The 24,330-nt window shown below is 68.4% G+C and carries 19 protein-coding genes, 1 other RNA gene and 1 riboswitch; of the genes, 7 read left to right on the top strand and 13 right to left on the bottom strand.

The features are described 5' to 3' along the window. Positions 1-12: 12 nt before the first annotated feature. Positions 13-150, bottom strand: a riboswitch (yybP-ykoY riboswitch). A gap of 146 nt (positions 151-296) precedes the next feature. The 6 genes from guaD to CFB82_RS05415 form a co-directional block, all read right to left on the bottom strand. Continuing rightward, positions 297-1,613, bottom strand: coding sequence for a guanine deaminase (gene guaD / locus CFB82_RS05380; protein WP_069247407.1), 1,317 nt, complete (start codon positions 1,611-1,613; stop codon positions 297-299). A 371-nt stretch (positions 1,614-1,984) separates the two neighbouring features. Continuing rightward, positions 1,985-3,010 carry an adenosine deaminase gene (locus tag CFB82_RS05390; protein ID WP_069247409.1) on the bottom strand — a complete coding sequence of 342 codons (1,026 nt, stop codon included), beginning with the start codon at positions 3,008-3,010 and terminating at the stop codon, positions 1,985-1,987. 18 nt (positions 3,011-3,028) lie between these two features. Continuing rightward, positions 3,029-4,039, bottom strand: coding sequence for a xanthine dehydrogenase accessory protein XdhC (gene xdhC / locus CFB82_RS05395; protein ID WP_069249237.1), 1,011 nt, complete (start codon positions 4,037-4,039; stop codon positions 3,029-3,031). 630 nt (positions 4,040-4,669) lie between these two features. After that, complete coding sequence (locus CFB82_RS05405; protein WP_069247410.1) at positions 4,670-5,182, bottom strand: disulfide bond formation protein B; 513 nt, start codon at positions 5,180-5,182, stop codon at positions 4,670-4,672. A 139-nt stretch (positions 5,183-5,321) separates the two neighbouring features. Beyond that, positions 5,322-6,698 (bottom strand): amidase, encoded by a 1,377-nt coding sequence (locus CFB82_RS05410; RefSeq protein WP_089483551.1) that lies wholly within the window; start codon positions 6,696-6,698, stop codon positions 5,322-5,324. A gap of 7 nt (positions 6,699-6,705) precedes the next feature. Then, complete coding sequence (locus CFB82_RS05415) at positions 6,706-7,386, bottom strand: GntR family transcriptional regulator (RefSeq protein WP_069247412.1); 681 nt, start codon at positions 7,384-7,386, stop codon at positions 6,706-6,708. A 280-nt stretch (positions 7,387-7,666) separates the two neighbouring features. On the opposite strand from CFB82_RS05415, the gene CFB82_RS05425 reads away from it, so the two are divergent. Further along, the gene (locus CFB82_RS05425; protein ID WP_069247413.1) at positions 7,667-8,848 is read left to right on the top strand and encodes a gamma-glutamyl-gamma-aminobutyrate hydrolase family protein; all 1,182 of its coding nucleotides are present in this window, start codon (positions 7,667-7,669) and stop codon (positions 8,846-8,848) included. Between the two features lie 115 nt (positions 8,849-8,963). Next, a complete protein-coding gene (locus tag CFB82_RS05430; protein WP_069247414.1) occupies positions 8,964-9,656 on the top strand; it encodes a DUF2968 domain-containing protein in 693 nt (230 codons plus the stop codon). Between the two features lie 76 nt (positions 9,657-9,732). Here CFB82_RS05430 and CFB82_RS05435 read toward each other — a convergent pair whose 3' ends face one another. Further along, entirely contained in the window at positions 9,733-10,683 is a 951-nt protein-coding gene (locus tag CFB82_RS05435) for a hypothetical protein (protein ID WP_069249238.1), read from the bottom strand. Positions 10,684-11,035: 352 nt separating this feature from the next. On the opposite strand from CFB82_RS05435, the gene CFB82_RS05440 reads away from it, so the two are divergent. Beyond that, complete coding sequence (locus CFB82_RS05440) at positions 11,036-12,331, top strand: MFS transporter (RefSeq protein ID WP_069249239.1); 1,296 nt, start codon at positions 11,036-11,038, stop codon at positions 12,329-12,331. An 84-nt stretch (positions 12,332-12,415) separates the two neighbouring features. On the opposite strand, the gene CFB82_RS05445 is transcribed toward CFB82_RS05440, so the two are convergent. Beyond that, positions 12,416-14,257 carry a tetratricopeptide repeat protein gene (locus tag CFB82_RS05445; RefSeq protein WP_420480854.1) on the bottom strand — a complete coding sequence of 614 codons (1,842 nt, stop codon included), beginning with the start codon at positions 14,255-14,257 and terminating at the stop codon, positions 12,416-12,418. Positions 14,258-14,387: 130 nt separating this feature from the next. On the opposite strand from CFB82_RS05445, the gene CFB82_RS05450 reads away from it, so the two are divergent. Further along, a complete protein-coding gene (locus tag CFB82_RS05450) occupies positions 14,388-16,031 on the top strand; it encodes an FAD-dependent monooxygenase (RefSeq protein ID WP_069247416.1) in 1,644 nt (547 codons plus the stop codon). Between the two features lie 8 nt (positions 16,032-16,039). Here CFB82_RS05450 and CFB82_RS05455 read toward each other — a convergent pair whose 3' ends face one another. The 4 genes from CFB82_RS05455 to CFB82_RS05470 are packed head-to-tail and all read right to left on the bottom strand — an operon-like array spanning position 16,040 to position 21,342. Continuing rightward, entirely contained in the window at positions 16,040-16,291 is a 252-nt protein-coding gene (locus CFB82_RS05455) for a formate dehydrogenase subunit delta (protein WP_069247417.1), read from the bottom strand. Between the two features lie 7 nt (positions 16,292-16,298). Beyond that, positions 16,299-19,250, bottom strand: a complete 2,952-nt coding sequence (gene fdhF, locus CFB82_RS05460; RefSeq protein WP_069247418.1) for a formate dehydrogenase subunit alpha — start codon at positions 19,248-19,250, stop codon at positions 16,299-16,301. 17 nt (positions 19,251-19,267) lie between these two features. Beyond that, positions 19,268-20,845, bottom strand: coding sequence for a formate dehydrogenase beta subunit (locus CFB82_RS05465; protein WP_069247419.1), 1,578 nt, complete (start codon positions 20,843-20,845; stop codon positions 19,268-19,270). After that, positions 20,842-21,342, bottom strand: a complete 501-nt coding sequence (locus CFB82_RS05470) for an NAD(P)H-dependent oxidoreductase subunit E (protein ID WP_069247420.1) — start codon at positions 21,340-21,342, stop codon at positions 20,842-20,844. The genes CFB82_RS05465 and CFB82_RS05470 overlap by 4 nt, the downstream gene beginning before the upstream one ends. A 131-nt stretch (positions 21,343-21,473) precedes the next feature. Between CFB82_RS05470 and CFB82_RS05475 the strand changes: the two genes are divergently transcribed. The 3 genes from CFB82_RS05475 to CFB82_RS05485 all read left to right on the top strand — a co-directional run bounded on the left by CFB82_RS05475 (position 21,474) and on the right by CFB82_RS05485 (position 23,679). Then, the gene (locus CFB82_RS05475) at positions 21,474-22,580 is read left to right on the top strand and encodes a substrate-binding domain-containing protein (protein ID WP_069247421.1); all 1,107 of its coding nucleotides are present in this window, start codon (positions 21,474-21,476) and stop codon (positions 22,578-22,580) included. 101 nt (positions 22,581-22,681) lie between these two features. Then, positions 22,682-22,951 (top strand): hypothetical protein, encoded by a 270-nt coding sequence (locus tag CFB82_RS05480; RefSeq protein WP_069247422.1) that lies wholly within the window; start codon positions 22,682-22,684, stop codon positions 22,949-22,951. A gap of 374 nt (positions 22,952-23,325) precedes the next feature. Next, positions 23,326-23,679 carry a DUF4148 domain-containing protein gene (locus CFB82_RS05485; protein WP_069247423.1) on the top strand — a complete coding sequence of 118 codons (354 nt, stop codon included), beginning with the start codon at positions 23,326-23,328 and terminating at the stop codon, positions 23,677-23,679. A gap of 275 nt (positions 23,680-23,954) precedes the next feature. On the opposite strand, the gene ssrA is transcribed toward CFB82_RS05485, so the two are convergent. Then, positions 23,955-24,324: a transfer-messenger RNA gene (ssrA, locus tag CFB82_RS05490) on the bottom strand. Positions 24,325-24,330 lie beyond the last annotated feature (6 nt).

Here is a 24,330-nt window from a genome sequence, read left to right on the forward strand (position 1 = left end):
CGACGCGCTGTGAACCATCGGTCTCGCCAGGCCTAGGTGGCTGCGTCCGCCATGGCCGTACGGCCAAGTCTGTTGACGGACGCCTCCGTCACGATGCGCGCCGGGAGCGCGGGACATCGAGCGGAGCGGCTACTCCCCAATGAGCGGCGAATTCTAGCACGGTGCGTTGCGCGCGGGAAAGCGGTTGGCGGGCGCTGTGCCCGGAGTCGGGGCGGGATCGGCGTACGGCAGTCTCGGCGGCCCGGCGCGCGCGGCGGTGGATGCCCACGCGTGCCGGGGCGAACCCCGGCAGGTCGTTACGCGGCGGGGCGGCGTGCCGCGCCGCGCTCGTGGACGAGGTTGCCGGCCGCATAGGTGCGGTACACCGCGCGGTCGTCGCCGAGCAGCGCGAATGCGAACAGCAGCTCCTCGAGCGAATCCGCGCGCTTCGTGCGGCGCGCGAGCAGCGGCGTGGCCTGCGGATCGAGCACGACGAAGTCGGCCTCGGTGCGCGGTGCGAGCGTGCCGACCGTATCGGCGAGGTCGAGTGCCTGCGCGGCGCCGGCCGTCGCGAGCCAGAACATCCGCGTCGCGGTCAGGTGGTGGCCCGACAGCCGTGCGACCTTGTGCGCTTCGTTCATCGTCTGCAGCATCGAGAACGACGTGCCGCCGCCGACGTCGGTCGCGAGCGTGACGGGCACGTCGTATTCGCCGGCCTTGTCGAAATCGAACAGCCCGCTGCCGAGGAAGAAGTTCGACGTCGGGCAGTGCGCGACGACGGTGCGCGTCTCGGCCATCCGGCGGCGGTCCTCGTCGTCGAGATGGATGCAGTGGCCGTACACCGCGCGCGGACGCAGCAGCCCGTAGCGGTCGTAGATGTCGAGATAGCTGCGATGGCCGGGGAACAGCTCGGCCACCCATTTCACCTCGTCGACGTTCTCCGCGACGTGGCTCTGCACGAACACGTCCGGATGGCGGCGCGCGAGCTCGCTGCACGCCTCGAGCTGTGCCTCGGTCGACGTCGGCGCGAAGCGCGGCGTGAGCGCATACATCTGGCGGCCCTTGCCGTGCCAGCGGTCGATCAGCTCGGCACTGTCGTCATAACCCGATTGCGCGGTATCGCGCAGGAATTCGGGGCAGTTGCGGTCCATCAGCACCTTGCCCGCGATCATCCGCAGGTCGCGCGCATCGCTCGCCGCGAACAGCGCATCGGCCGACTGCTTGTGCACCGTGCAGTAGACGAGCGCGCTCGTCGTGCCGCAGGCGAGCAGTTCGTCGACGAAGAAGTCGGCGACTTCGCGCGCATGCTCGGGATCGCCGAACTGGCGCTCGGTCGGGAACGTGTATTTGTCCAGCCACGGCAGCAGGCCCGGCGCCGGCGACGCGATCATGTCCGTCTGCGGATAGTGGATGTGCGTGTCGATGAAGCCGGGCACGATCAGCTTGTCGCGCAGGTCATGGACGATCGCGTCGCGCGCGAGCGTCGCGGCGAGCTGCGCGTACGGGCCGGCCGCGACGACCTTGCCGTCGTCGACGACCAGGAGGCCGTCGGTCTCGTAGTTCGCGGCCTGGCTCGATTGCGCCGGGTCGCCGTTGAAGGTCAGCAGCTGGGAACGGAAAGCGGTTTGCGTCATGACGAATGGTCCTGCATCAAGGTAAGGCGAACAGAAGAAAACGGGCGACGCCGCACGGGGGCAAGACGGCGCCTGGCGAGCGGATGCGGCACGCTGCGTGCGGCACGACCGGATGCGATTGCGCGGGCGAACGTGGCGGCCGAAGCCGCCAGCGAGTGGTTGCCGGCGGGCCTCGCAGCCGTTGCGCTCACGACCGATGCGGCGGCGAGCGAAACGGCAAATCGCGACGGCAGGCATGCGCGAGCGACGACGAACAGCGCCGTCGCCGCGCGCTCACGCACGCGGTCGTCCCGGCGCAGGGCCGGGCCGGTGGTCGCGAAGCGGATGCCATTGCCGTGTTTCATCTGTCTAGCGTGCCTCGATGCCGGCCGTCACGCGGCCTGCCAGTACGCGTCGAGGCGCGCGTACAGTGCGTCGCGCTGCGCCGGTTCGATGAACGACGCCTCGAAGCCGTTGCGGATCACCGCATGGACTTCGGCATCCGTGAGTTGCAGCCCTTCGGCCGTCGCGAAGTAGTTTTCATTGACGTAGCCGCCGAAATAGGCCGGATCGTCGGAGTTGATCGTCACCGCGACGCCGCGATCGAGCAGCGCCTTCAGCGTGTGCTTCGCCATGTCGTCGAACACGCACAGCTTCAGGTTCGACAGCGGGCACACGGTGAGCGCCGTGCGCGATTTCGCGAGGCGCTCGACGAGTGCCGCGTCCTCGATGCTGCGCACGCCGTGGTCGATCCGGTCGACCTTCAGCACGTCGAGCGCTTCGTAGATGTAGGCGGGCGGGCCTTCCTCGCCAGCGTGTGCGACGAGCTTCAGCCCGAGCGCGCGCGCCTTCTCGAACACGCGTGCGAACTTCGTCGGCGGATGGCCGAGCTCGGACGAGTCGAGGCCGACGCCGATCAGGCGATGGCGATAGCGTTCGAACAGCGGCAGCGCGGATTCGAACGTCGCGAGCGCGTCCTCTTCGGACAGGTGGCGCAGGAAGCACAGGATCAGCTTGCTCGACAGCCCGCGTTGTTCGGCATCGGCGAGTGCCCGCTCGATACCTGCGACCACCGTCTCGATCGATACGCCGCGCTCGGTGTGCGTCTGCGGATCGAAGAACAGCTCGGTGTGGACGACGTTGTCGGCGAGCGCGCGTTCGCAGTACGCGGCCGTCATGTCGTAGAAATCCTGCTCGGTCAGCAGCACGCTCGCGCCGGCGTAATAGATGTCGAGGAACGACTGCAGGTCGGTGAACGCGTACGCGGCGCGCAGCGCGTCGATCGAGTCGTACGCGAGCTTCACGCCGTTGCGCTGCGCGAGCGCAAAGATCAGTTCGGGCTCGAGCGAGCCTTCGATATGGATGTGCAGCTCCGCTTTCGGCGCGCGGGCAATCTTGTCCTTGAATGTCGGGGTCATGGCGTCGTTCTTGGTCGGTCAGTAGGTAGGGGAAGCCTGCGCGGACGCATTCGCGTTTGCCTCGACGGCCTGCAGCAATTGCGCAGCCACCGAGATCGCGATCACTTCGGGCGCTTTGTCGATGATGCCTTCGACCCCGATCGGGCAGCGCATCCGCGCGACCTGGGCCGGATCGATGCCGATTGCGGCGAGGCGATGATCGAACTGCACGCGTTTCGCGTGCGAGCCGGTCATCCCGAAGTACGCGTAGTCGCCGCGCCGCAGAATGCGCTCGGCCAGCACGAAATCGAGTGCGTGGTCGTGCGTCATCACGACGAAGTACGACTGCGGCGGTGCGGCGTCGACCGCGTCGGCCGGGGCAGCGGCCGCTTCGATCGCGAGGTTGCCGATGCCGGCGAGCGTGTCGACCGGCGGGAACACCGCATCGGGCCCGTCGATCCAGCGCACGTGGCACGGCAGCGTCGCCAGTATCTTCACGAGCGCGGTGCCGATGTGTCCGGCACCGAACAGCATGACGGGGAACGCATACGGCGCGATCGTTTCGGTCATCAGCGACACGCCGCCGGTTTCCCACAGCAGGCAGTCGGCACGCGCGGCTTCCGATTCGGGCTCGCTCAACAGCGGCGCGCCCGGCGAGGGGCCGAATGATACGCTACGCACGGTCGCGGCGCCGGCCGCGACACGCTTCGCGAGCGACATGATCCAGCCGAGATCGCCCACATCGAGCCGCTCGAACGCGAGCACCACGGCGCCGCCGCAGCACTGGCCGAGGCTCGGGCCGAGCGCGAGCCGTTCGAGCCGGCGCGCGTGCGGCACGTGCGCGCCATCCTTCAGCAGATGCCGCGCGATCTCGATCGCCTTCCATTCCAGATGACCGCCGCCGATCGTATGGCGGGCCGTGTCGCGCGTGACGAGCATCTTGGTGCCGGCTTCGCGCGGCGCGGAGCCGTCGGTGTGCGCGACCGTCACGAGCACGGCCGCTTCGCCGTGCGCGAGCAGTTGCTGCAGATCGCCGAGCCAGGCTTCCATCAGCACGCTCCGTTCGGGACGACGCGGCACGACACGCGGCGCGGGCTGGCGGGCGTGACGGCAACGATGACGGACGGGAGCGAGGCGGGCCGGCCGCACGGCCGATGCAGTGCGGCGGCAGCGCGCGAACGGCGCGCGCGGACGGCACCGCCGGATGCGCGGACGCCATGAGGGTGACGGATGCGGATGGTTTGCGTTGTCATGATGAATCCAGTCGACATTGCGGATCGGGCGCGCGTTACGCAGGGGTGGTGAGACCGCCTGGCCTCGCGCACGTAGATCGCCATCCAGTCACGAAGATAGCACCGCAAGGCGACGGGAACATCGCTGGGCGGTGATCCGGGCTATCAGGAGGCGATCATGTCGATCATAGGCCCGCCGCGCGGGATCGTGGCGCCGATGCGTGCACATCGGGCCGAAACGCAGGCGTGGCGGGGCTGGGCGCGGAACTCGCGCGATGCGCGTTCGCCCGGAGAGCCGGGCGGCGGCGGGGTAGGTGTTTACGCTTGGCGGGCCGGATGCGGCTCGCCGGGCCGGGCCGACGGGCGCTCCCCGGAGCCGGGCGGCGACCGGCCGGAGGTGTGCGGCCCGGGCGAGCGGGCCGCGCGCAGGCCGGTCGAAACCGGCCGGTCAGGCCGCGAGCTTGCGGCGATGGCGCCAGAGGCTCGCGACGACCGCGATCAGGATCACGGCGAAGCCGATCAGCGCCCAGCCGGGCAGCAGGATGCCGAAGATCGGCGGATAGACGGTCTCGCACAGCCCGGCGACCTTGAACATGCCGGGGAACCACTGCGCGGGCGGCAGGCTGTCGACGATCGGCTGCAGCGTGTCGAAGCCGCAGCTGAAGCCCGGATTCATCTGGATCGTCAGGTGCCGGGCGGCCGTGCCGACGCCGCCGGCCGCGGCGATCGCGATCAGCAGCTCGAGCACCCAGACGCCGCGCCAGTTGCGGATCCCGGCGGCCAGGAACGCGAAGATCCCGATCGCGCAGAAGAAGTAGCGCTGGATGATGCACAGGGGGCACGGGTCTTCGTTCTTCACGTACTGCAGGTACAGCGCGCCGGCCAGCAGGGCGATGCACACCCATCCGAGCAGCATCAGCAGACGGCGTTCGCGGCGGAGTGCAAGCGTGTAGTCGTTCATGTCGGCGGGGTTCCTCGTCGGTCGGTCCGGAAAACAATCGCGCGATTTTAGCGCGAACGGTCTGGCACGAAACTGACAGCGCGCGTGCGGCAACCTGCCGCACCGCGCGCCCTGTCCGCCGGCGCCCGGTTGGCTGCGCTCAGCGGATCGTGTTCAGCACGGCCTCGACCGCCTGGCCGATCGCGAGCAGCGCGTCGTCGCGATGCGGTGCGGCCGCGAGCATTAGCCCGACCGGGGCCGCGTCGCGCGGATGGCAGGGCAGCGACAACGCGCATGCGTCGAGGAAGTTGAACGCGCTCGGGTTGCGCAGGATCAGCGCGTTGGTGCGCGTGAAGGCATCGTCGTCCGCTTCGAGGTCGGCGATACGCGGCGGCACGACCGGCACCGTCGGCGCGACGAGCGCGTCGAAGCGCGACCAGACCGTGTGCGCGGCTTCGTCGAGCATCGCCGTGCGCGCAGCGAGCAGGTCGAGATAGTCGGCGGCGCTCGCGGGTTCGCCCTTCAGGATCCGCGTGAGCACGCGCGGGTCGTACTGGTCGCGGTGCTTGGCGAGCAGCGGGCGATGCCATGCGTAGGCCTCGATCGGCGAGAAGCCGAAGCGGTTGACGTCCGGCAGCCGGTCGAGCGCGGGGAAACGCACTTCCGTGACGATCGCGCCGGCGGCCTCGAGATGCTTGAGCGCGGCGTCGAGCGCGGCCGCGACGTCGGCATCGACGCCGTCCGTCACGTAGTTCGTCAGCACGCCGAGCCGCACGCCTTCGAGCGGCCGGGCGGCCGGCACGTGCGGCTCGAGGCCCGCGAGCATCCGGTCGACGAGCGCGCAGCAGGCGACCGTCAGGCCGATCGGGCCGAACGAGTCGAGCGTCGTCGACAGCGGCACGCCGCCTTGCGTCGGGATCCGGCTCGCGGTCGGCTTGAAGCCCGTCAGCCCGCACAGCGCGGCCGGAATGCGGATCGAGCCGCCCGTGTCGGTGCCGAGCGCGACGGCGGCCATCCCGTCGGCGACGGACGCGGCCGCGCCGGACGACGAGCCGCCGGAAATCCGCGCGTCGCCCGGCACGTCGCGGTGGTACGGCGAGCGTGGATGGCCGAAGTGCGGGTTCAGCCCGAGCCCCGAGAACGCGAACTCGCTCATGTTGGTGCGGCCGACCAGCACCGCGCCCGCGCGCTTGAGCCGCGCGACGGCGACCGCGTCGGTGCGCGCGGCCGGCGCGCCGTCGAGCACGCGCGAACCTGCACGCGTCACCTGACCCGCGACGTCGAACAGGTCCTTGACCGACACCGGAATGCCCGCGAGCGGCGACAGCACGGTGCCCGCGGCGCGCAGCCGGTCGTGCGCATCGGCGGCCGCACGCGCGTTGTCGGCATCGACTTCGGTGAAGACGACCGCGCCCTGGCCCGACGGATCGGCGATCCGGTCAAGCGCGGTGTCGACGAGCGCGCGGCTCGTGGTCCGGCCGGCGGCGAGGTCGGCGGCGAGCTGGGCGAGCGGGGGGAAGGGCGTGAAAGGGGTCATGGGCGGCTCAGGGGCGAAGATGTTGAAGAAGCGTGGAGCGGAACGAATCGATATGACTTTCAACGGCCGCGCGTGCGCCGGCGGCGTCACGCGCGGATAGCCGATCGAACAGTTCACGGTGCTCGTGCTGGACGTCGGCGAGATGGTGAGGTTCGGACAGCGTGACGAACCAGAAGCGCAGCGAGCGCTCATGCAGCCCGCGCAGGATGTCGGCGAGGACCGCATTGCGCGCGGCCACGGCGATCGCCTGGTGGAATGCGCGGTCGAGTTCCATCATGCCTTCGACGTCGTGCGTGTCGACGCAGGCCTGCCCGTCGTCGAGCAGCGCGGACAGGCGCGCGAGATCGTCGGGCGTCGCTTGGCGCGCGGCGAGTTCCGCGCAGTGTGCTTCGTTGATGCGCCGCACGTCGATCACCGCGACGATGTCGTCGAGCGACAGCGGCTGCACCATCAATCCCTTGCGCGGCATCACGGACAGCAGCCCCTCGAGCACGAGCCGATGCACGGCCTGGTGCACCGGCGTGCGGCCGATGCGGGTGCGGGCGACGAGGTCGGCTTCGTTGAGGGCGGCGCCGGGCTTCAGGCGCATCGTGATGATGTCGCGCTGGATCAGGGCATACGCGCGGTCGGCGAGGCTGGCCGTCGGGGCGGCCGGGTGCTCGCGGGTGACGTCGGCGAGGGCATTCATGCGGGGTGCGGCGCGGCGGCTGGACGGGGCGCGATCATGGCGCAGGCGGTCGGGAAACGTGGGCGATGCGTGGATATTATTGTGATATATCACTGGTGTCCAGTACTGGCGGTGCCGCATCGGCATAGCCGCCGCGCGGGCGGGGACGCTCCCCGACGCAGTTTGCCGCCGACTTGCAACAATATCGACAGGATGTTGCAGGTTTGCCGCTCGATCGTGCGCTGACGCATAATGAATCCTCGTTTATCCATACGCGTGAGCGACGTACCAGACCATCGTCATGAGCGAAAACACGCCTTCCCCGGCCGGTCTGCCCGGCAACGCCTCCGTTTCTTCCGATTCCCCCCGTCCCGATCCGGCGAAAGCGCCCGATGCGCCGGCCGCCCAGGCCGCCGCGCAGAACGTTGCTGCCGACGGCGCGTCACCGGTTACGGCCGCGTCCGAGCCGGGTGCGACCGGTGCCGCCATCAATGGTGCTGCTGCCGCCGCGCCGTCGAAGGCTGGAACGCCGCCACCCGGTTTCGGCGCGCAGCCTGATTTCGACACGCCACGCCCGCCGCCTGCGAGCGCGCAGAATGCGCCGCCGGCCTATCTGAAGCAGAGCGACACGCCGTGGTCGGTATTCGGTCGGATCGTCGCGGCGCGCGCCCGCCGGCTGTTCGACCGTGCCGGCCAGCGCATCACGCAGCGCACGCTGCGCATCGGCGTGTCGGCGCGGATCTTCCATCCGGAACCGGGTGCGAAGGGGCTGCGGGGCAAGACGCTCCAGTATCTCGAGGAATCGATCGCGCACTGGGTCATGTCACGCGACGTGCTCGTGTTCATGATTCCGACCGTCGGCCACCAGGGCATGATTCACCCGAGCAACATCCGCCTGCGCGACTACGCGAAGCATCTCGACGGCCTGCTGCTGCAGGGGGGCGCCGACGTATCGCCGCAAACCTATGCCGCATCCGACGCCCGCCCCGAATGGCCGGGCGATCGCGTGCGCGACATGTACGAGCTCGAGTTGCTGCACGAGTTCGTCGAATCCGGCAAACCCGTCCTCGGCGTATGCCGCGGCTGCCAGTTGATCAACGTCGCGTTCGGCGGCTCGCTGTACCAGGACATCGCCACCGACGTGCCGACCGCGAATGCGCACGTGAGCGAGCATTACGACCAGCATCGTCACGCGATCCGCTTCCCGGATTCGTCGACGCTTGCGAGCATGTTCCCGGGGCGCAGCGAAGCGATCGTCAACTCGATCCACCACCAGGCGATCCGCGATCTCGGCCGCGATCTGAACATCGAAGCCGTGTCGGCCGGCGACGGGATCATCGAGGGCATTCGCCATCGCCGTTCGCCGTTCGTCGTCGGCGTGCAGTGGCACCCCGAGTTCCATCGCGCCGGCGGTTCGGAGCTGCTCGACTGCACGCCGCTGCTCGATGCATTCCTGCGCGCGGCGCGCGAAACCCGCCTGTAGCAAGCCGTATTCTTCGCGTCGTACGAAGGCCGGCCGCATCCCGACAAATTCGAGATGCGGCCGTTTCGTTTTGAACGATAATCGCGAGTTCCGATTCGTTCGCCGGAGTCTGACGTTGGTTTTCCGAAAATTTTTCCCTGCACGATGCGCCACGTGGATCGTTGCGCTGGCTGCCTGCGCGCAAGCGGGCGCGACCTGGGCCGCTGACGCGACGGCGCCCGCCGCCGGTACGCGTCCGGCAGTCACGAGCCTGCGCGGCGACACGGATGCATCCGCCACGGCTGTGACGGATGCATCCGCACAAGGCAACGTCGCCGAGCTGACGCAGATGCTGCACGACGGCCGGATCGTCGAGATGCGCACGACATACAACGGCAGCTACGGTGCCAGCCTGATGTTCGATCCGCGCGAGATGACGTACTACGTCGCGCTGTTCCAGGACAAGCGTCTGTGGCGCGTGATCCGGTCACAGGAGAAGAACCGCGCGGAGATGGTGTACGCGAACTTCGTTCAGCAGACCGTACAACTCGCCGATATCGAGATCCGCCGCACCGAGCTGGAGGCGCAGAAGGCGTTTCTCGAACGCGTGATCGCGCTGCAGGCGAATCGTGCTCAGCAGTTGCAGGCCGACCTGAGCGTTGCGCGCAGCCAGCAGGCTGAAGTCGCGCAGCGGCAGCGCTCGGCGCAGGAGCAGACGCAGGCGCTGCAGGTCGAGAAGCGGGCCGCGCAGTTGCAGCTGCGTGATCTGCAGGAGCAGGTGCGACAGCTCGAGAAGCAGACCGAGACGGGGCTGCCCGCGCACAAGTAACGCATCGTCAGACGGACGCGGAGACGAGCAAAACCCGGCGAAGCTTGCTTCGCCGGGTTTTTTTGTGGCCGGGCCGTCAGCGCGCAAATGCGTCCGGCGTATCGGTCAGGCGGCGGTGGGACAGCTGTGCCGTCCAGTCCAAGCCGGTAGCGGGTGCGTGTGTTGCGCGGGCAGGCTGGGTAGCACGCAGCGCGCTTGCCATCGCGATGAGCGTGAGCGGATCGTCGAGCGTGTCGCGCGTATCGGCAACTGTACGCGGCGACGCGGAGAGCCGATCGCGTGTGCGGGCATCGACCATGCTGCCGCCGATCGGCGGCAGCGTGGCCATCCGCATCACGGTTGGTGTTCGCACCGGCGCCGCCGCCATGCGCTTGCCGCCCGAGCGCGGCGATGCGGCAGTGGCTGTCGGCGGCACGCTGGATGTTGCCTTCGGACGAAGCGATGCGGGACGATGCCCGACCTGGTGCGTGGCCGGCGGTGACGCGGCCGTTGTCGCGACAGGCGCTGCCGTCCTGCGCGGCGGTGGCGCACTCGTCGACGTATGCGGATGACCCGCGGCGACCCGCACGGTACCGGACGACGACGTACCGTGATCCGGTACGCCACCTGCCGCGTGAATCGGGTATGCAGGCCTGAACCCCGCAACCGGTTCATGCGCGGCAATCAGCCAGCCGATGATGCCGAGCGCGCCGATAGTCCAGCAGATCGCGTACTTCGCACGCCGGTCGCGAGCGCTGCCGGCGATACGGCGGGAACACGGGCTCTCAGCGGCAGGCAATGCAACCGGCGCCTCGGCACAAGTCGATGCCGACGCCATGGCGGGCAGCGGCTGCCAGTGGCATGCGCGGTGCGGCCGGTCCACGTCGATGCAGGACGTCGTCAGTGTCGCGAGGCAGTGCTTGTCGGGCCGCGCACCGGGGGCGCCGCGAAAGGTCCACTCGCGGCCGAACGACGGCACGTGATCGAGCGGAGCGACGCGAGGGCGGGCGAGTGCGCCTGCAACGGGGACGAGGGGCGATGGGATCATGAGGGCGGTGCCGCCATGCGACACGGGCAACCGTGCCGGTGCGGCGCCGAACTGTGGTTGCAAATCGGGACATTGTGGCCAGCCGGCGAAGGTCGGTCGATCAGATCAATCCGATTTTTGCTTCCGTTTCGGGGCGACTCGTACGAGGAGGGCGAGGCGACCGCACCGGCAGGGGCGACTCAAGGCAAATGTCGGGTTGGCGTGGCATGATGCGCGAACCATGCCGGTGCGCGCGTCGTTGCGCGGCGCGCCGCCGGCGGGCAGCGATGCCCGTGCGCGCCGGCCCGGCGCCACGTGCGTCGTCGGATCCATGCGGCGCGGATTCGCGCCATCCGAGCTGAGCGAGAAAAACATGTCCACAGCGTCACACGCCATCGCGCAGGAATCGAAAGTCCGCACCGTGTTCCGGGTCGTCAGCGGCAACTTCCTGGAAATGTACGACTTCATGGTCTACGGCTATTACGCGTCGGCCATCGCGAAAACCTACTTTCCGAGCGGCAACGCATTCGCGTCGCTGATGCTGTCGCTGTCGGTGTTCGGCGCGGGCTTCCTGATGCGGCCGGTCGGCGCGATCGTGCTCGGCGCTTACATCGACCATCACGGCCGCCGCAAGGGGCTGATCCTGACGCTCGGGCTGATGGCGCTCGGCACGCTCACGGTGGCCGCGATACCCGGCTATGCGACGATCGGTGTGCTCGCGCCGGTGCTCGTGCTGCTCGGCCGGCTGCTGCAGGGCTTTTCGGCGGGCGTCGAACTCGGCGGCGTGTCGGTCTACCTGTCGGAGATCGCGACGAAGGGGCACAAGGGGTTCTATACGTCGTGGCAGTCGGGCAGCCAGCAGGTGGCCGTCGTGTTCGCCGCGTTCGTCGGCGTGCTGCTGAACCGCGCACTGCCGGTCGAGGAGATGACCGCGTGGGGCTGGCGCATTCCGTTCCTGATCGGCTGCCTGATCGTGCCGTTCCTGTTCCTGATCCGTCGTTCACTGAAGGAGACCGACGAATTCCTCGCGAAGCGTCATCGCCCGACGATGGGCGAGATCATGCGTTCGATGCTCGACAACTGGGGCATCGTGGTGGCGGGCATGGGGATGGTGATCATGACGACGGTGTCGTTCTACATGATTACTGCCTATACGCCGACGTTCGGCAAGGAAGTGCTGCACCTGTCGTCGCTCGACGCGCTCGTCGTGACCGTCTGCGTCGGGATCTCCAATCTCGTGTGGCTGCCGCTGTCCGGTGCGTTGTCCGACCGCATCGGTCGCCGCCCGGTGCTGATCGCATTCACCGTGCTGACGCTGTTGACGGCTTACCCGGCCGTGCTGTGGCTCGTCGGCGATCCGTCGTTCCTGCGGCTGCTCGCGGTCGAACTGTGGCTGTCATTCCTGTACGCGTCGTACAACGGGGCGATGGTCGTCGCGCTGACCGAAGTGATGCCGGCCGACGTGCGCACGGCCGGTTTCTCGCTTGCCTACAGCCTGGCGACGACGATCGGCGGCTTCACGCCGGCGATCTCGACGCTGCTGATTCATCAGACCGGGAACAAGGCGGCGCCGGGTTTGTGGCTGAGCGTTGCCGCGATTTGCGGGTTGATCGCGACACTCGTGCTGTATCGCACGCCCGAGGCGCGCAATCAGTACAAGGCGGCCTGACCGGCAGCCGGATGACGCGCGGCGCCGGCCGCACGCGATGCAATGAGAAAGGGAGCGCGGCGCGCTCCCTTTTTTCATCTGCGTTCAGGCTTCGCGCAGCATGCCGGCAACCGCGGCCGCCACGTCGAGCCATTCGCCCGGCGCGGGCTGGCGGGCGAGCCTGGCCTGCGGATACCACGGGCAGTCGTCGCCGGTGAACCAGCGCCAGTCGGGCGCGAACGGCAACATCACCCACAGCGGCTTGCCGAGCGCGCCGGCGAGGTGCGCGACCGCCGTATCGATCGTGACGACACCGTCGAGCCGATCGATCAGCGCAGCCGTGTCGGCAAAGTCGTTTAGCCGGCCGTCGAGCCGATGCACGCGCGGATGCGCGTCGACGCGCGCGCGTTCATCGTCGTCGAGTGCGGGCTGCAGCACGATCCAGTCGATGTCCGGCAGCGCGAGCAGCGGTGCAAGTGCGTCGAACGGCATCGAACGGTTTTCCTGCGCCTGTCGGCGCCCCGACCACGCAAGGCCGAACTTGCGCTTCGACTGCCCGCCGAGCGAGCCGCGAAAGCGCCGGCCGGCGCCGTCGGGCGCGTCGAGGTAGCGCGAGCCCGCGACGATGTCCTCCTTCGTCTGAAGCCCGAGCAGGAACGGCAGGCTCATCAGCGTGCACGCGACATCCGCGGCAGGCGGTTTTGTCGCGCCCAGTGCGACGAGCGTCACGCGCCAGCGCGCCGCGGCCGGCGCCAGCAGCGTCACCAGTTCCGGCTGGACTTCGAGCACGACGCGCGCGCAGCGTGCGCGGGCGAGCGGCACGAAGCGGACGAACTGCAGCGTGTCGCCGAAGCCCTGTTCCGCGCGGATCAGCAGCGTGCGCGACGCAATCGGCTCGCCTTGCCAGCGCGGCAGCATGCCGAGCGGCGTCGCGCCCGGCGTGTCGTGGCGCGCTTCGTAGGCCGGCAGGCCGCGCGCGAAGTCGCCGAGCGTCAGCAGCGTGACCGCGCGGTGCAGCCGTGCCAGCGTGAGATCGGGCGCGACGCGCAGCGCCTGGTCGAAGGCGCGCAGCGCCATCTCGTGCGCACCGAGCGCGTGATGTGCGTTGCCGAGATTCAGCCAGGCCAGGCTGAACGACGGATCGAGACCGACGGCACGCTCGTAGTAGGGCAGTGCGTCGCGGTGGCGGCCCTGCGCGCTCAGTGCGTTCGCGAGCCCGAACAGCGCGAGCGGAAACGGCGGATGCAGCGCGAGCGCGGCCTCGAACGCGGCGACCGCCTCCGCATGCCGGCCGACCGCATCGAACGTGTTGCCGAGATTGAAATGGGCGGCGACGAAGCGCGGCTGCGCGGCGATCGCGGCCTGGAAATGCGCGATCGCGTCGTCGGCGCGGCCCATCGCGTTCAGCGCCATCGCGAGGTTGTTGTGCGCTCCCGCATGCCCGGGCCGCAGCTCGAGCGCGCGATGGAACGCGGCGAGCGCGTCGTCGTGGCGGCCGAGCGCGTTCAGCGCGTTGCCGAGATTGTTGTGGATCGATGCATCGTCGGGCGTGAGCCGCAGCGCGCGGCCGAAGGCATCGATCGCATCGTCGTGGCGCTGCAGCGCCGCATACGCGTTGCCGAGGTTGTAGTGCGCGAGCGGAAATTCGGGCGCGAGCGTCAGCGCGTTGCGAAAGCGGTCGACGGCTTCGTCGAGCCGGCCGAGCGCCTTCAGCGCGTTGCCGAGATTGAGCTGCAGTGCGGCATCGCCCGGCCGCAGCGCGACGGCGCGGCCGACGAGATCGGCCGCCTCGGCGTGCTGGCCCTGCTGGTGCCGCAGCACGCCGAACAGATGCAGCGCGTCGGCGTCGGCGGGATTGGAGGCGAGCGCGTTGCGATAGCCGTGCTCGGCCTCGGCGAGGCGGCCCGCGCGGTGTGCGGCATACGCCTGGTCGAATGCGGAATCCATAACGCGAAAACTGGCGGAAAGCGCGTATTTTCCCATACCGCGTGGCAGTGCCGCGCGTCGGCCGATCGGCATATGGCCCCGTCACGCGGAGCGGCGTAGACTTGCAGGGTTGCGTGTCATCGAGGTTCTCATGGCTGACACACTGCCCGATATCCGGCCCGTGCTGATCGTCGGCGCGGGGCCGACCGGCCTTGCCGCGGCGATGAGCCTCGCGCGGGCCCGCGTGCCGGTGCGCATCATCGATCGGCTCGCCGCGCCCGCGCCGCATTCGCGCGCGATCGGCATCCAGGCGCGCACGCTCGAACTGCTGGAGCAGCATCGCGCGGTCGAGCCATTTCTCGCGCTCGGTCACCGTGCCCATGCGGCCGCACTGCATGCCGACGGCCGCGTGATCGCGCGGCTCGATTTCGATCCGCTGCAAACGCGCTATCCGTACCTGCTGTTTCTCGACCAGACCATCACCGAGCGCCTGCTTGCCGACCATCTGGCCCGGCTCGGCGTGACGGTCGAGCGCGGCGCGACGCTGACCGCGTGCGATGCGGGCGGCGCGTCGCTCGACGTGTCGATCCGCTGCGCCGACGGCCGCGACGAATCGTTCTCGCCGTCGTACCTGATCGCCGCCGACGGCGCGCACAGCTCGGTCAGGCATCTGCTCGGCCTGGGCTTCACCGGGCACGCGTTCGAGCAGACCTTCCTGCTTGCCGATTTCGCGGCGATACCCGACTGGCCGGACGAGGAGATCCACCTGTTCACGACATCCGAAGGCATCGCCGGACTGTTTCCGATGGGCGGCGGCCGTTACCGGCTCGTGGCCGACCGGCCGCCCGGCAGCGACGCGTCACCCGATGCGCCGCCCCCGTCGCTCGCGGAATGCGACGCGATCGTGCGTGCCCGCGCCGGCGCGTCGATCTCGCCGAGCGATCTCGCCTGGTCGTCGTATTTTCATCTGCACAGCCGGATGGTCGACCGGCTGCGGCACGGCCGCGTGTTCTTCGCGGGCGACGCCGCGCACGTCCACAGTCCGGCCGGCGCGCAGGGCATGAACACCGGCATCCAGGAGGCGTTCAATCTCGGCTGGAAGCTCGCGCGCGTGCTCGGCGCGGGCGCGCCCGAGCGGCTGCTCGACACGTATCACGCGGAGCGTCATCCGATCGAGCGCGACGTGTTGCGGCAGACCGGGTTCGTCACGCAGATCGTCGAAGCCGAGCGCGGCGCGATGAAGCTGCTGCGCGATCACGTCGTGCCGGTGCTGGCGTCGTTCGGGCCGATGCGCGACGCGGTGCGGCGCACGGTCAGCGAGCTCGGTGTGCAGTACCGGAAGAGTCCACTTACGCTCGAGCGCGTGCTCGACGGTGGGCCGCGCGCAGGCGAGCGGGCACCCGATGCGCGCGTGCGGGTGCTCGACGGGCCGCTCGGTCAGGCGCCCGGAACGGCGCGGCTATACGACCTGCACGATCCGGCGAGCTTCACGTTGCTGCTGCTGGAGGAGCCGGTGAATGTCGACACCGGCGCGGTGCCGCCGATGCCGGCCGATGCGCAGGCGCTCGTGCAGGGGCTCGACCGGATCATGCCGGATGCGGTGCGCGTCTGGCGCGTCACCGATCCCGAAGGCGGCGATGCCGGGCTCGCGCAGGAATACGGCCGCTCGCGGCCGTCGTTTTACCTGCTTCGGCCGGATGGTTACGTCGCCGTGCGCGGGCGCACGGCGACCGACGCGAACGCGCTGCTGCGCCACTGCGAAAGCTGGTTCGCGGGCATGTCGCGGTCCGCGTAGCGGTGCGCTCAGGCGTTCGCTGCGGCGGGTACGAGCGACGCGCGGTGCACGGCGATCGCGTCGCGCACGATCGGTGCCGCACGTTGCCCGGCCTCGCTCGACGGATCGTCGAGCGCCGCGAGAAACGCGCGACGCATCCGCGGCTCCCAGAAGCGCCGGATATGGTCGGCGATGCCGGTCAGCGCTTCGTCTCGATCGGGCATCGATTCGAAGAATGCGCCGATCTGGTTGGCCATGTCGATCAGGTGTCCGTTGTCCATCGCTTCCTCACTTGCCTGTCGTCACGCCGGCGGTCGCGGCGGCGCGGCGCTCGAGCAGGTCGAGCTGCTCCGCGTTGAAGCGCGCATACGCTTGCTGCCAGTCGGATGGCTGCGCGACGGGCAGCACCTGCACGGCCGTCACCTTGTACTCGGGGCAGTTCGTCGCCCAGTCCGAGCTGTCCGTCGTGATCACGTTCGCGCCCGATTCCGGGAAGTGGAACGTCGTATAAACGACACCCGGCTGCATGCGTTCGGTCACGAGCGCGCGCAGCACCGTCTGCCCCGCGCGCGATTCGATGCCCACCCAGTCGCCGCTGCGGATGCCGCGATCCTGGGCGTCGTGCGGATGAATCTCGAGGCGGTCCTCTTCGTGCCACTGCACGTTCTCGGTGCGGCGGGTCTGCGCGCCGACGTTGTACTGCGACAGGATGCGGCCCGTCGTCAGGATCAGCGGATAGCGCTGCGTGACCTTCTCCGGCGACGCGATGAACTGCGTGATCACGAACTTGCCCTTGCCGCGCACGAACGCGTCGATGTGCATCGTCGGCGTGCCTTCCGGCGCGTGCTCGTTGCACGGCCACTGAATGCTGCCGAGCGTATCGAGCTTCGCGTAGGACACACCCGAGAAGGTCGGCGTGAGTCGCGCGATCTCGTCCATGATTTCCGACGGATGCGCGTAGTCCATCTCGTAGCCGAGCGCGCGCGACAGCATCAGCGTGACTTCCCAGTCCGCGTAGCCCGCGAGCGGCGGCATCACCTTGCGCACGCGCGAGATGCGGCGTTCCGCGTTCGTGAACGTGCCGTCCTTCTCGAGGAACGACGAACCGGGCAGCAGCACGTGCGCGTATTTCGCGGTCTCGTTCAGGAAGATGTCCTGCACGACGATGCATTCCATTGCCGACAGCGCGGCCGCGACATGCTGCGTATTCGGGTCCGACTGGACGATGTCCTCGCCCTGGCAGTAAAGCCCCTTGAAGCTGCCGTCGAGCGCCGCGTCGAACATGTTCGGGATGCGCAGCCCCGGTTCCGGTTGCAGCTTCGCCGACCACGCTGCTTCGAACTGCGTGCGCACGACCTCGTCGCCGATGTGCCGGTAGCCGGGCAGTTCATGCGGGAACGAGCCCATGTCGCACGAGCCCTGCACGTTGTTCTGGCCGCGCAGCGGATTGACGCCGACACCTTCGCGGCCGATGTTGCCGGTCGCCATCGCGAGGTTCGCGATGCCCATCACCGTCGTCGAGCCCTGCGCGTGTTCGGTCACGCCCAGTCCGTAATAGATCGCGGCATTGCCGCCCGTCGCATAGAGGCGCGCGGCTTCGCGGACCAACTCGGCCGGCACGCCCGTCACGTCGGCGGTCGCCTCCGGCGAGTTGTCGGCACGCGAGACGAACTCGCGCCATTGCTCGAATGCGCGCGTCTCGCAGCGCTCGGCGACGAATGCATCGGCGACGAGCCCTTCGGTGACGATCACGTGCGCGAGGGCGTTGACGATCGCGACGTTGGTGCCGGGGCGCAACTGCAGGTGGTGGGTCGCCTTCACGTGCGGGCCGTCGACGACGTCGATGCGGCGCGGGTCGATCACGATCAGCTTCGCGCCTTCACGCACGCGCCGCTTCAGCCGCGAGCCGAACACCGGGTGGCCGTCGGTCGGGTTCGCGCCCATCACGACGATCACGTCGGCCTGGCCGACCGATGCGAACGTCTGCGTGCCGGCCGATTCGCCGAGCGTCGTCTTGAGGCCATAGCCCGTCGGCGAGTGGCACACGCGTGCGCAGGTGTCGACGTTGTTGTTGCCGAACGCGGCGCGCACCAGCTTCTGCACGAGGTAGGTTTCCTCGTTCGTGCAGCGCGACGACGTGATGCCGCCGATGGAATCGCGGCCGTACTTGTCCTGCAGCTTGCGGAATTGCGTTGCCGCGTAGGTGAGTGCTTCGTCCCAGCTGACTTCGCGCCACGGATCGGTGATCTTCTCGCGGATCATCGGCTTCGTGATGCGGTCCTTGTGCGTCGCATAGCCCCACGCGAAGCGTCCCTTCACGCACGCGTGGCCCTCGTTCGCGAGGCCGTTCTTGTGGGGTGTCATGCGCACGACCTGCGTGCCCTTCATCTCCGCCTTGAACGAGCAGCCGACGCCGCAGTATGCGCAGGTCGTGACGACCGAGTGTTCGGCCTGCCCGAGTTGCACGACGGATTTTTCCTGCAGCGTGGCGGTCGGGCAGGCGGCGACGCACGCGCCGCACGACACGCATTCCGACGCCATGAACGATTCGCTTTCGCCGGCCGCGACGCGCGATTCGAAGCCGCGTGCGGCGATCGTCAGCGCGAACGTGCCCTGTGTTTCCTCGCAGGCGCGCACGCAGCGGTTGCAGACGATGCACTTCGACGGGTCGTACGTGAAGTACGGGTTCGATTCGTCCTTCTTGTCGCGCAGATGATTTGCGCCGTCGAAGCCGTAACGCACCTCGCGCAGCCCGACGACGCCTGCCATGTCCTGCAGCTCGCAGTCGCCGTTGGCGGGGCAGGTGAGGCAGTCGAGCGGATGGTCGGAGATGTACAGCTCCATCACGTTGCGACGCAGCGACTGCAGCCGGTCCGACTGCGTGCGCACTTTCATGCCCGCTTCGGCAGGTGTCGTGCACGACGCCGGATAACCGCGCCGGCCTTCGATCTCGACGAGGCACAGACGGCACGAGCCGAACGGTTCGAGCGAATCGGTCGCGCAGAGCTTCGGGACGTTGACGCCGGCTTCGATCGCCGCACGCATCACCGACGTGCCGGCCGGCACCGTGACCGGCTGGCCGTCGATTTCGAGCGTGACGTCGGTATCGGCATGCCGTTGCGGCGTGCCGTAGTCGGTATCGTCGAACGGATCGAGGGCACGCGCCTGCGCAGCGTTCTTGCACGCGCATTGGCCCGAGCCGCAGCCGCCTTGGCGGACGTTGTTCGTGTCGAGGGACATGCAGGGCTCCTTCTGGGTCAGGCCGCAGCCTTGACCGGACCCGGCGCGGCATGCTTGCCGGCAGCGAGCCCGAAATCTTCGGGGAAATGGTCGAGCGCGGACAGCACCGGGTAGGGTGTCATGCCGCCCATGGCGCAAAGCGAACCGGCCAGCATCGTGTCGCACAGGTCGCGCAGCAGCGTGACCTGCCGCTCCGACGTATCGCCGTGGCGGATGCGTGCGATCGTCTCGACGCCACGCGTCGAACCGATCCGGCACGGCGTGCACTTGCCGCACGACTCGATCGCGCAGAACTTCATCGCGTATTCGGCCAGCTCGGCGAGGTTCGACGAGTCGTCGTGCAGCACGATGCCGCCGTGGCCGACCACCGCGCCAATCGCCGTATACGCTTCGTAGTCGAGCGGCACGTCCCACTGGTGGTCGGGCAGGTAGGTGCCGAGCGGGCCGCCCACCTGCGCGGCACGTGCGGGCCGGCCGCTGGCCGTGCCGCCGCCGAAGTCGAACAGCAGCTCGCGCAGCGTGACGCCGAACGCGAGTTCGACGAGGCCGCCGTGGCGGATGTTGCCGGCGAGCTGGAACGGCAGCGTGCCGCGCGAGCGACCCATCCCGTAGTCGCGATAGAACGCCGCGCCGCGCGCGAAGATCACGGGCGCCGTTGCAAGCGTGATCACGTTGTTGATGACGGTCGGCTGGCCGTACAGGCCGGCGAGCGCGGGCAGCGGCGGTTTCGCACGCACGACGCCGCGCTTGCCTTCGAGCGATTCGAGCAGCGCCGTTTCCTCGCCGCACACGTACGAGCCCGCGCCTTTCGCGACGTGCAGCTCGAACGCGTGCGCGGAGCCGAGCACGTGCTCGCCGAGCCAGCCGGCTTCGCGTGCGCGGACGATCGCGGCTTCGAGCGTGGCGATTGCGTGCGGATATTCGCTGCGCACGTAGATGTAGCCGACCGTCGCGCCGGTCGCGACGCCCGCGATGATCATCCCTTCGATCAGGCAGTACGGATCGCATTCCATGATCAGGCGGTCGGAGAAGGTGCCCGAATCGCCTTCGTCTGCATTGCAGACGATGTACTTCTGCGTGGCGTTTGCTTGCCGGACCGTGCGCCATTTGATGCCGGCCGGGAACGCAGCACCACCGCGGCCGCGCAGCCCCGATTCGATCAGCGTTTCGCACGCGGCATCGCCGTCGAGCGCGAGCGCGTTCTTCAGGCCGGCGAGGCCTTCGTATCGCAGGTAGTCGTCGATCGACAGCGGGTCGGTCAGGCCGATGCGGGCGAACGTGAGGCGTTGCTGGCGCGCGAGATAGGGCAGTGCGTCGACGAGCCCGACGCCGCTCGGATGCGTGCCGCCTTCGAGCCAGTTTGCGTCGAACAGGGCCGGCACGTCGGCGGCCGACAGGTTCGCATAGCCGACGCGGCCGGCGGCCGTGCCGACCTCGACGAGCGGCTCGAGCCACAGCAGCCCGCGCGAACCGTTGCGGACCAGCTCGATGGCGATGCCGCGGCGCGAGGCTTCCGCCTCGATCGCGTCGGCGAGCGCGTCGGCGCCGAGTGCCAGCGCGGACGAATCGCGCGGGACATGGATGCGGGTCGTCATGCGGCCTCCGGGGTGTGGGCGACCGCGTCGGCAAGCAGCGCGTCGAATTTCTCCGGCGTGACCTTGGCATGCAGCACACCGTTGACCGTCAGCGACGGCGACTGCGCACACAGTCCGAGGCAGTAGACCGATTCGAGTGCGACGTCATCGGGCGCATGCGCATCGGCGGCATCGCCGTGCGCCGCGTCGAACCGGCAACCCGTGCGGGCTTCCGCATGCGCGGCCAGCGCTTCGCAACCCATGCTGCGGCACGCTTCGGCGCGGCACATCTGGATCGTTACGCGGGCGGGCGGCGCGGTGCGGAAGTGGTGGTAGTAAGTCAGGACGCCGTGCACTTCCGCGCGCGACAGGTTGAGTGCGCGGGCGAGCGGCGCGACGCAGCCGGGCGGCACGTAACCCGCGTCGTCCTGGATCGCGTGCAGGATCGCCACGAGCGACCGGCCGGCGCGCGCATGGCGCTCGACGAGTGCGTCGGGCGCTTGGGAATTCGGGGACATCAGTTGTGCTCCTCCAAAGTCTCATATGTGCTCGAGATTCATATAGTGCACATCGAGACTTCGTTCTGATTGATTTTGACCAACGATAAGCGGAAGATTTGGCGGTCGCAATAGGAAATCGGAGTGCATAATTGATTCGTATCGAATGCGACGCGTATCTGACCGTGCGCGACACGGAAGGCCGTGCGGCCAGTCTGTCGGATGTCGCGCCGTTGCTCGAACTCGTGGCCGACACGGGCAGCATTGCGCAGGCCGCGCAAGCGAAAGGGCTGTCCTACCGGCACGCGTGGGGCATGCTGCGCGCGCTGGAGGCGTGCATTGGCGGGGAACTGATCGAAACCGCGCGCGGCAAGGGCTCGACGCTGTCGGCGCTCGGGCAGGCCGTCGTCGATGCGCAGCGCCTCGCGCGCAGCCGGCTCGACGGAAATCTGCGCACGCTGGCCGCCGAAGTGGCGAGCGACCTGAACCGGCGGCTCGCGCAGCGCGACGGCGCCGTACGTATTCACGCGTCGCACGGCTACGCGGTCGCGACGCTCGTCTCCGCGCTGGTCGATGCGCAGGCGGCTGTCGACATCAAGTATCGCGAGAGCGTCGAGGCCGTGCAGGCGCTTGCCCGCGGAGAGTGCGACCTGGCCGGCTTCCATCTGCCGCGCGGCGCGTTTCGCGCGCAGTGCGCACAGATCTACCGGCCGTGGCTCGACGATACGCGCCATGTGCTGATCCACCTGACACGGCGCCAGCAGGGGCTGTTCATTCCGCGCGGCAACCCGAAGCAGGTTCGCGGGCTCGCGGATCTCGCCCGCAACGACATCCGCTTCGTCAACCGCCAGCCGGGGTCGGGCACGCGCATGCTGCTGGATCTCGCGCTGCGCGCGATTGGCATCGATCCCGAGCGCATCGACGGCTACGCGTCGGCCGAGCTCACGCATTCGGCGATCGCGGCGTTCGTCGCGAGCGGGATGGCCGATCTCGGCTTCGGCGTCGAGCCGGCCGCCCATCATTTCGGGCTCGATTTCATCCCGGTCGTCGACGAAGACTATTACTTTGCATGCGAACGCGCGCGGCTCGACGCGCGCCCGCTTGCCGGTGTGCTGGCGCTGCTGCGCGATGCGCGCTTCGTCGAGCGCGTCGCGCATCTCGACGGCTACGATCCGGCTGCGTGCGGAACGCTGACGAGCATCGCGTCGGGGCTGGCCGGCGGTGACGGCGCGAACGTGCCGGACGGCAATTCCCGGTAACGCGGACGCAATCGAACCGCGATGCAGCAGCAGGGGATTTACGCTACGCTTGCCGCTTGACCAACGTTCCAACAAGCACGCATTTCAAGCGTCATCCCGCCATGAAATTTTCCGTTCCCCTCACCGCGGCAGTGTTGACCGCGGGGCTGCTGGCCGCTGTTTCGCCGTTCGCGCTCGCGCAGAATTCGCCCGGTGTGCCTGGCGGTATCCTGAGTGAACAGTTTCGCCTGAACGAGCATCCGCAGATGCCGTTCGCGGCGTCCGCGCCGTCGGAGAAATACCAGAGCGGCAAGAAGTCGGCTTTGCGCCGCAAGGGCGACCTGGGCGATCCGAACGGCTGCAACCTGAAGTGTCCGATGGATAGCCGGTAACCTGGCCGACGGGCGCGTCCCCACGAGGGGCACGCGGCACCGGTTCGACTGGCGGGTGTTGCGCTCGCGCGCCGACCTGACAGACCGGTGGCAGCAGGACTCCCGTGCGATTCCGATTTTGTCCGAGCCCCACGAAGCGTTGCCGCTTCGCGGGGCTTTTGCTTTCCGGCGAATCTTCATGCGATTCGATACCGGGCGATGCAGGGGATGCGCATCGCCGGTCTGACGGGTGATATAGGGTTAACCCGTAAATCAGGAAGGATGTCTTCCTGAAACCTGCCTTATTCTTAAGCATCTGCCTACATAAACTTCGGGTTGTCAGCGATGAACAAGGTGTTCACCGCGAACACAGACAAATCTGGAGGTAGGTCATCATGAAATCGCTCGTTCAAGCTGTTGTCGTTGCTGCCGCTCTCGTTGCTCCGGTCGTGTCGTTCGCCCAGTCGGGTTCGACGATCACCCGCGCGCAGGTTCGTGCCGAACTGGTCCAGTTGCAGCAGGCAGGTTACAACTCCGCTCGCGGTGAAGATCCGCACTATCCGGAAGCGATCCAGGCCGCCACGGCGCGTGTTGCAGAGCAGCAGCGCGCCGCGCTGGCGCAAGCGCAAGGCGCCGACGCCAGCGGTTACGGCGCACAGGCACAGGGTGCATCGGCATCGGGTTCGCGTGCGATGGGCGTGCGTCCGGCTACCGCTGAAGAAATGAAGTCGCTGTATCGCGGCAGCTAATCCGCGTATTGCCCGGTGTGCGTGAATGCCGGGTGCGACGACGCGTCGCGCCTGGAGCCGCAGCACCCGGGCGGGCCGCTGCCTGGCGCGATCGATGAGTGCGCGGGCACGGCAGGCTTTCCGTCACCTCCTGTCGCCGGAAGTCCGGTGGCATTCCGCCCGGCCCACCCGTGGCTGGGCGCTTTTTCGGCAGGAGAGGGGTGCATGCGTTTCGCCGGCAACAAAAAACCCCGCAGACTTGCGTCATGCGGGGTTCGTGCGGCGAGCGCGGAATTTGGTGGAGGCGGCGGGAATCGAACCCGCGTCCAGAAGCGCTCCACGACTAGTTCTACATGTTTAGTTCAGTCATTTGATTTAACCGCAGCGACGCGGACGAACACGCTGCACTACGGCGATTCGCTAGGTTTTCGACCCTGGCGTCGCGACGCCGACAGGGCTTAACTGACGTAAATGACCTCTGGCGGTATTGCTACCGGTCTTGCGACACTAGCCCGTCAGTGAACTAGGCAGAGGACGGCGGCCGTTAGGCTGCCAGTGCGAACGTATCGTCGTTTGCAGTTACGATTTTCCCATTGATTAACGAGGTGACGGGTCCTCGACATGCCCTAGCCGCTTCACAACCCCTGTCGAAACCAGGTCGCCCCCGCGGAT

It is taken from the genome of Burkholderia sp. HI2714, assembly GCF_002223085.1.
Taxonomy (GTDB): Bacteria; Pseudomonadota; Gammaproteobacteria; order Burkholderiales; family Burkholderiaceae; genus Burkholderia; species Burkholderia lata_D.

What these genes read in the sequence shown, in the direction of transcription:
- guaD (WP_069247407.1), bottom strand. Translation starts at nt 1,613, where the DNA reads ATGACGCAAACCGCTTTCCGTTCCCAGCTGCTGACCTTCAACGGCGAC.
- CFB82_RS05390 (WP_069247409.1), bottom strand. Translation starts at nt 3,010, where the DNA reads ATGACCCCGACATTCAAGGACAAGATTGCCCGCGCGCCGAAAGCGGAG.
- xdhC (WP_069249237.1), bottom strand. Translation starts at nt 4,039, where the DNA reads ATGGAAGCCTGGCTCGGCGATCTGCAGCAACTGCTCGCGCACGGCGAA.
- CFB82_RS05405 (WP_069247410.1), bottom strand. Translation starts at nt 5,182, where the DNA reads ATGAACGACTACACGCTTGCACTCCGCCGCGAACGCCGTCTGCTGATG.
- CFB82_RS05410 (WP_089483551.1), bottom strand. Translation starts at nt 6,698, where the DNA reads ATGACCCCTTTCACGCCCTTCCCCCCGCTCGCCCAGCTCGCCGCCGAC.
- CFB82_RS05415 (WP_069247412.1), bottom strand. Translation starts at nt 7,386, where the DNA reads ATGAATGCCCTCGCCGACGTCACCCGCGAGCACCCGGCCGCCCCGACG.
- CFB82_RS05425 (WP_069247413.1), top strand. Translation starts at nt 7,667, where the DNA reads ATGAGCGAAAACACGCCTTCCCCGGCCGGTCTGCCCGGCAACGCCTCC.
- CFB82_RS05435 (WP_069249238.1), bottom strand. Translation starts at nt 10,683, where the DNA reads ATGATCCCATCGCCCCTCGTCCCCGTTGCAGGCGCACTCGCCCGCCCT.
- CFB82_RS05440 (WP_069249239.1), top strand. Translation starts at nt 11,036, where the DNA reads ATGTCCACAGCGTCACACGCCATCGCGCAGGAATCGAAAGTCCGCACC.
- CFB82_RS05445 (WP_420480854.1), bottom strand. Translation starts at nt 14,257, where the DNA reads ATGGATTCCGCATTCGACCAGGCGTATGCCGCACACCGCGCGGGCCGC.
- CFB82_RS05450 (WP_069247416.1), top strand. Translation starts at nt 14,388, where the DNA reads ATGGCTGACACACTGCCCGATATCCGGCCCGTGCTGATCGTCGGCGCG.
- CFB82_RS05455 (WP_069247417.1), bottom strand. Translation starts at nt 16,291, where the DNA reads ATGGACAACGGACACCTGATCGACATGGCCAACCAGATCGGCGCATTC.
- fdhF (WP_069247418.1), bottom strand. Translation starts at nt 19,250, where the DNA reads ATGTCCCTCGACACGAACAACGTCCGCCAAGGCGGCTGCGGCTCGGGC.
- CFB82_RS05465 (WP_069247419.1), bottom strand. Translation starts at nt 20,845, where the DNA reads ATGACGACCCGCATCCATGTCCCGCGCGATTCGTCCGCGCTGGCACTC.
- CFB82_RS05470 (WP_069247420.1), bottom strand. Translation starts at nt 21,342, where the DNA reads ATGTCCCCGAATTCCCAAGCGCCCGACGCACTCGTCGAGCGCCATGCG.
- CFB82_RS05480 (WP_069247422.1), top strand. Translation starts at nt 22,682, where the DNA reads ATGAAATTTTCCGTTCCCCTCACCGCGGCAGTGTTGACCGCGGGGCTG.
- CFB82_RS05485 (WP_069247423.1), top strand. Translation starts at nt 23,326, where the DNA reads ATGAAATCGCTCGTTCAAGCTGTTGTCGTTGCTGCCGCTCTCGTTGCT.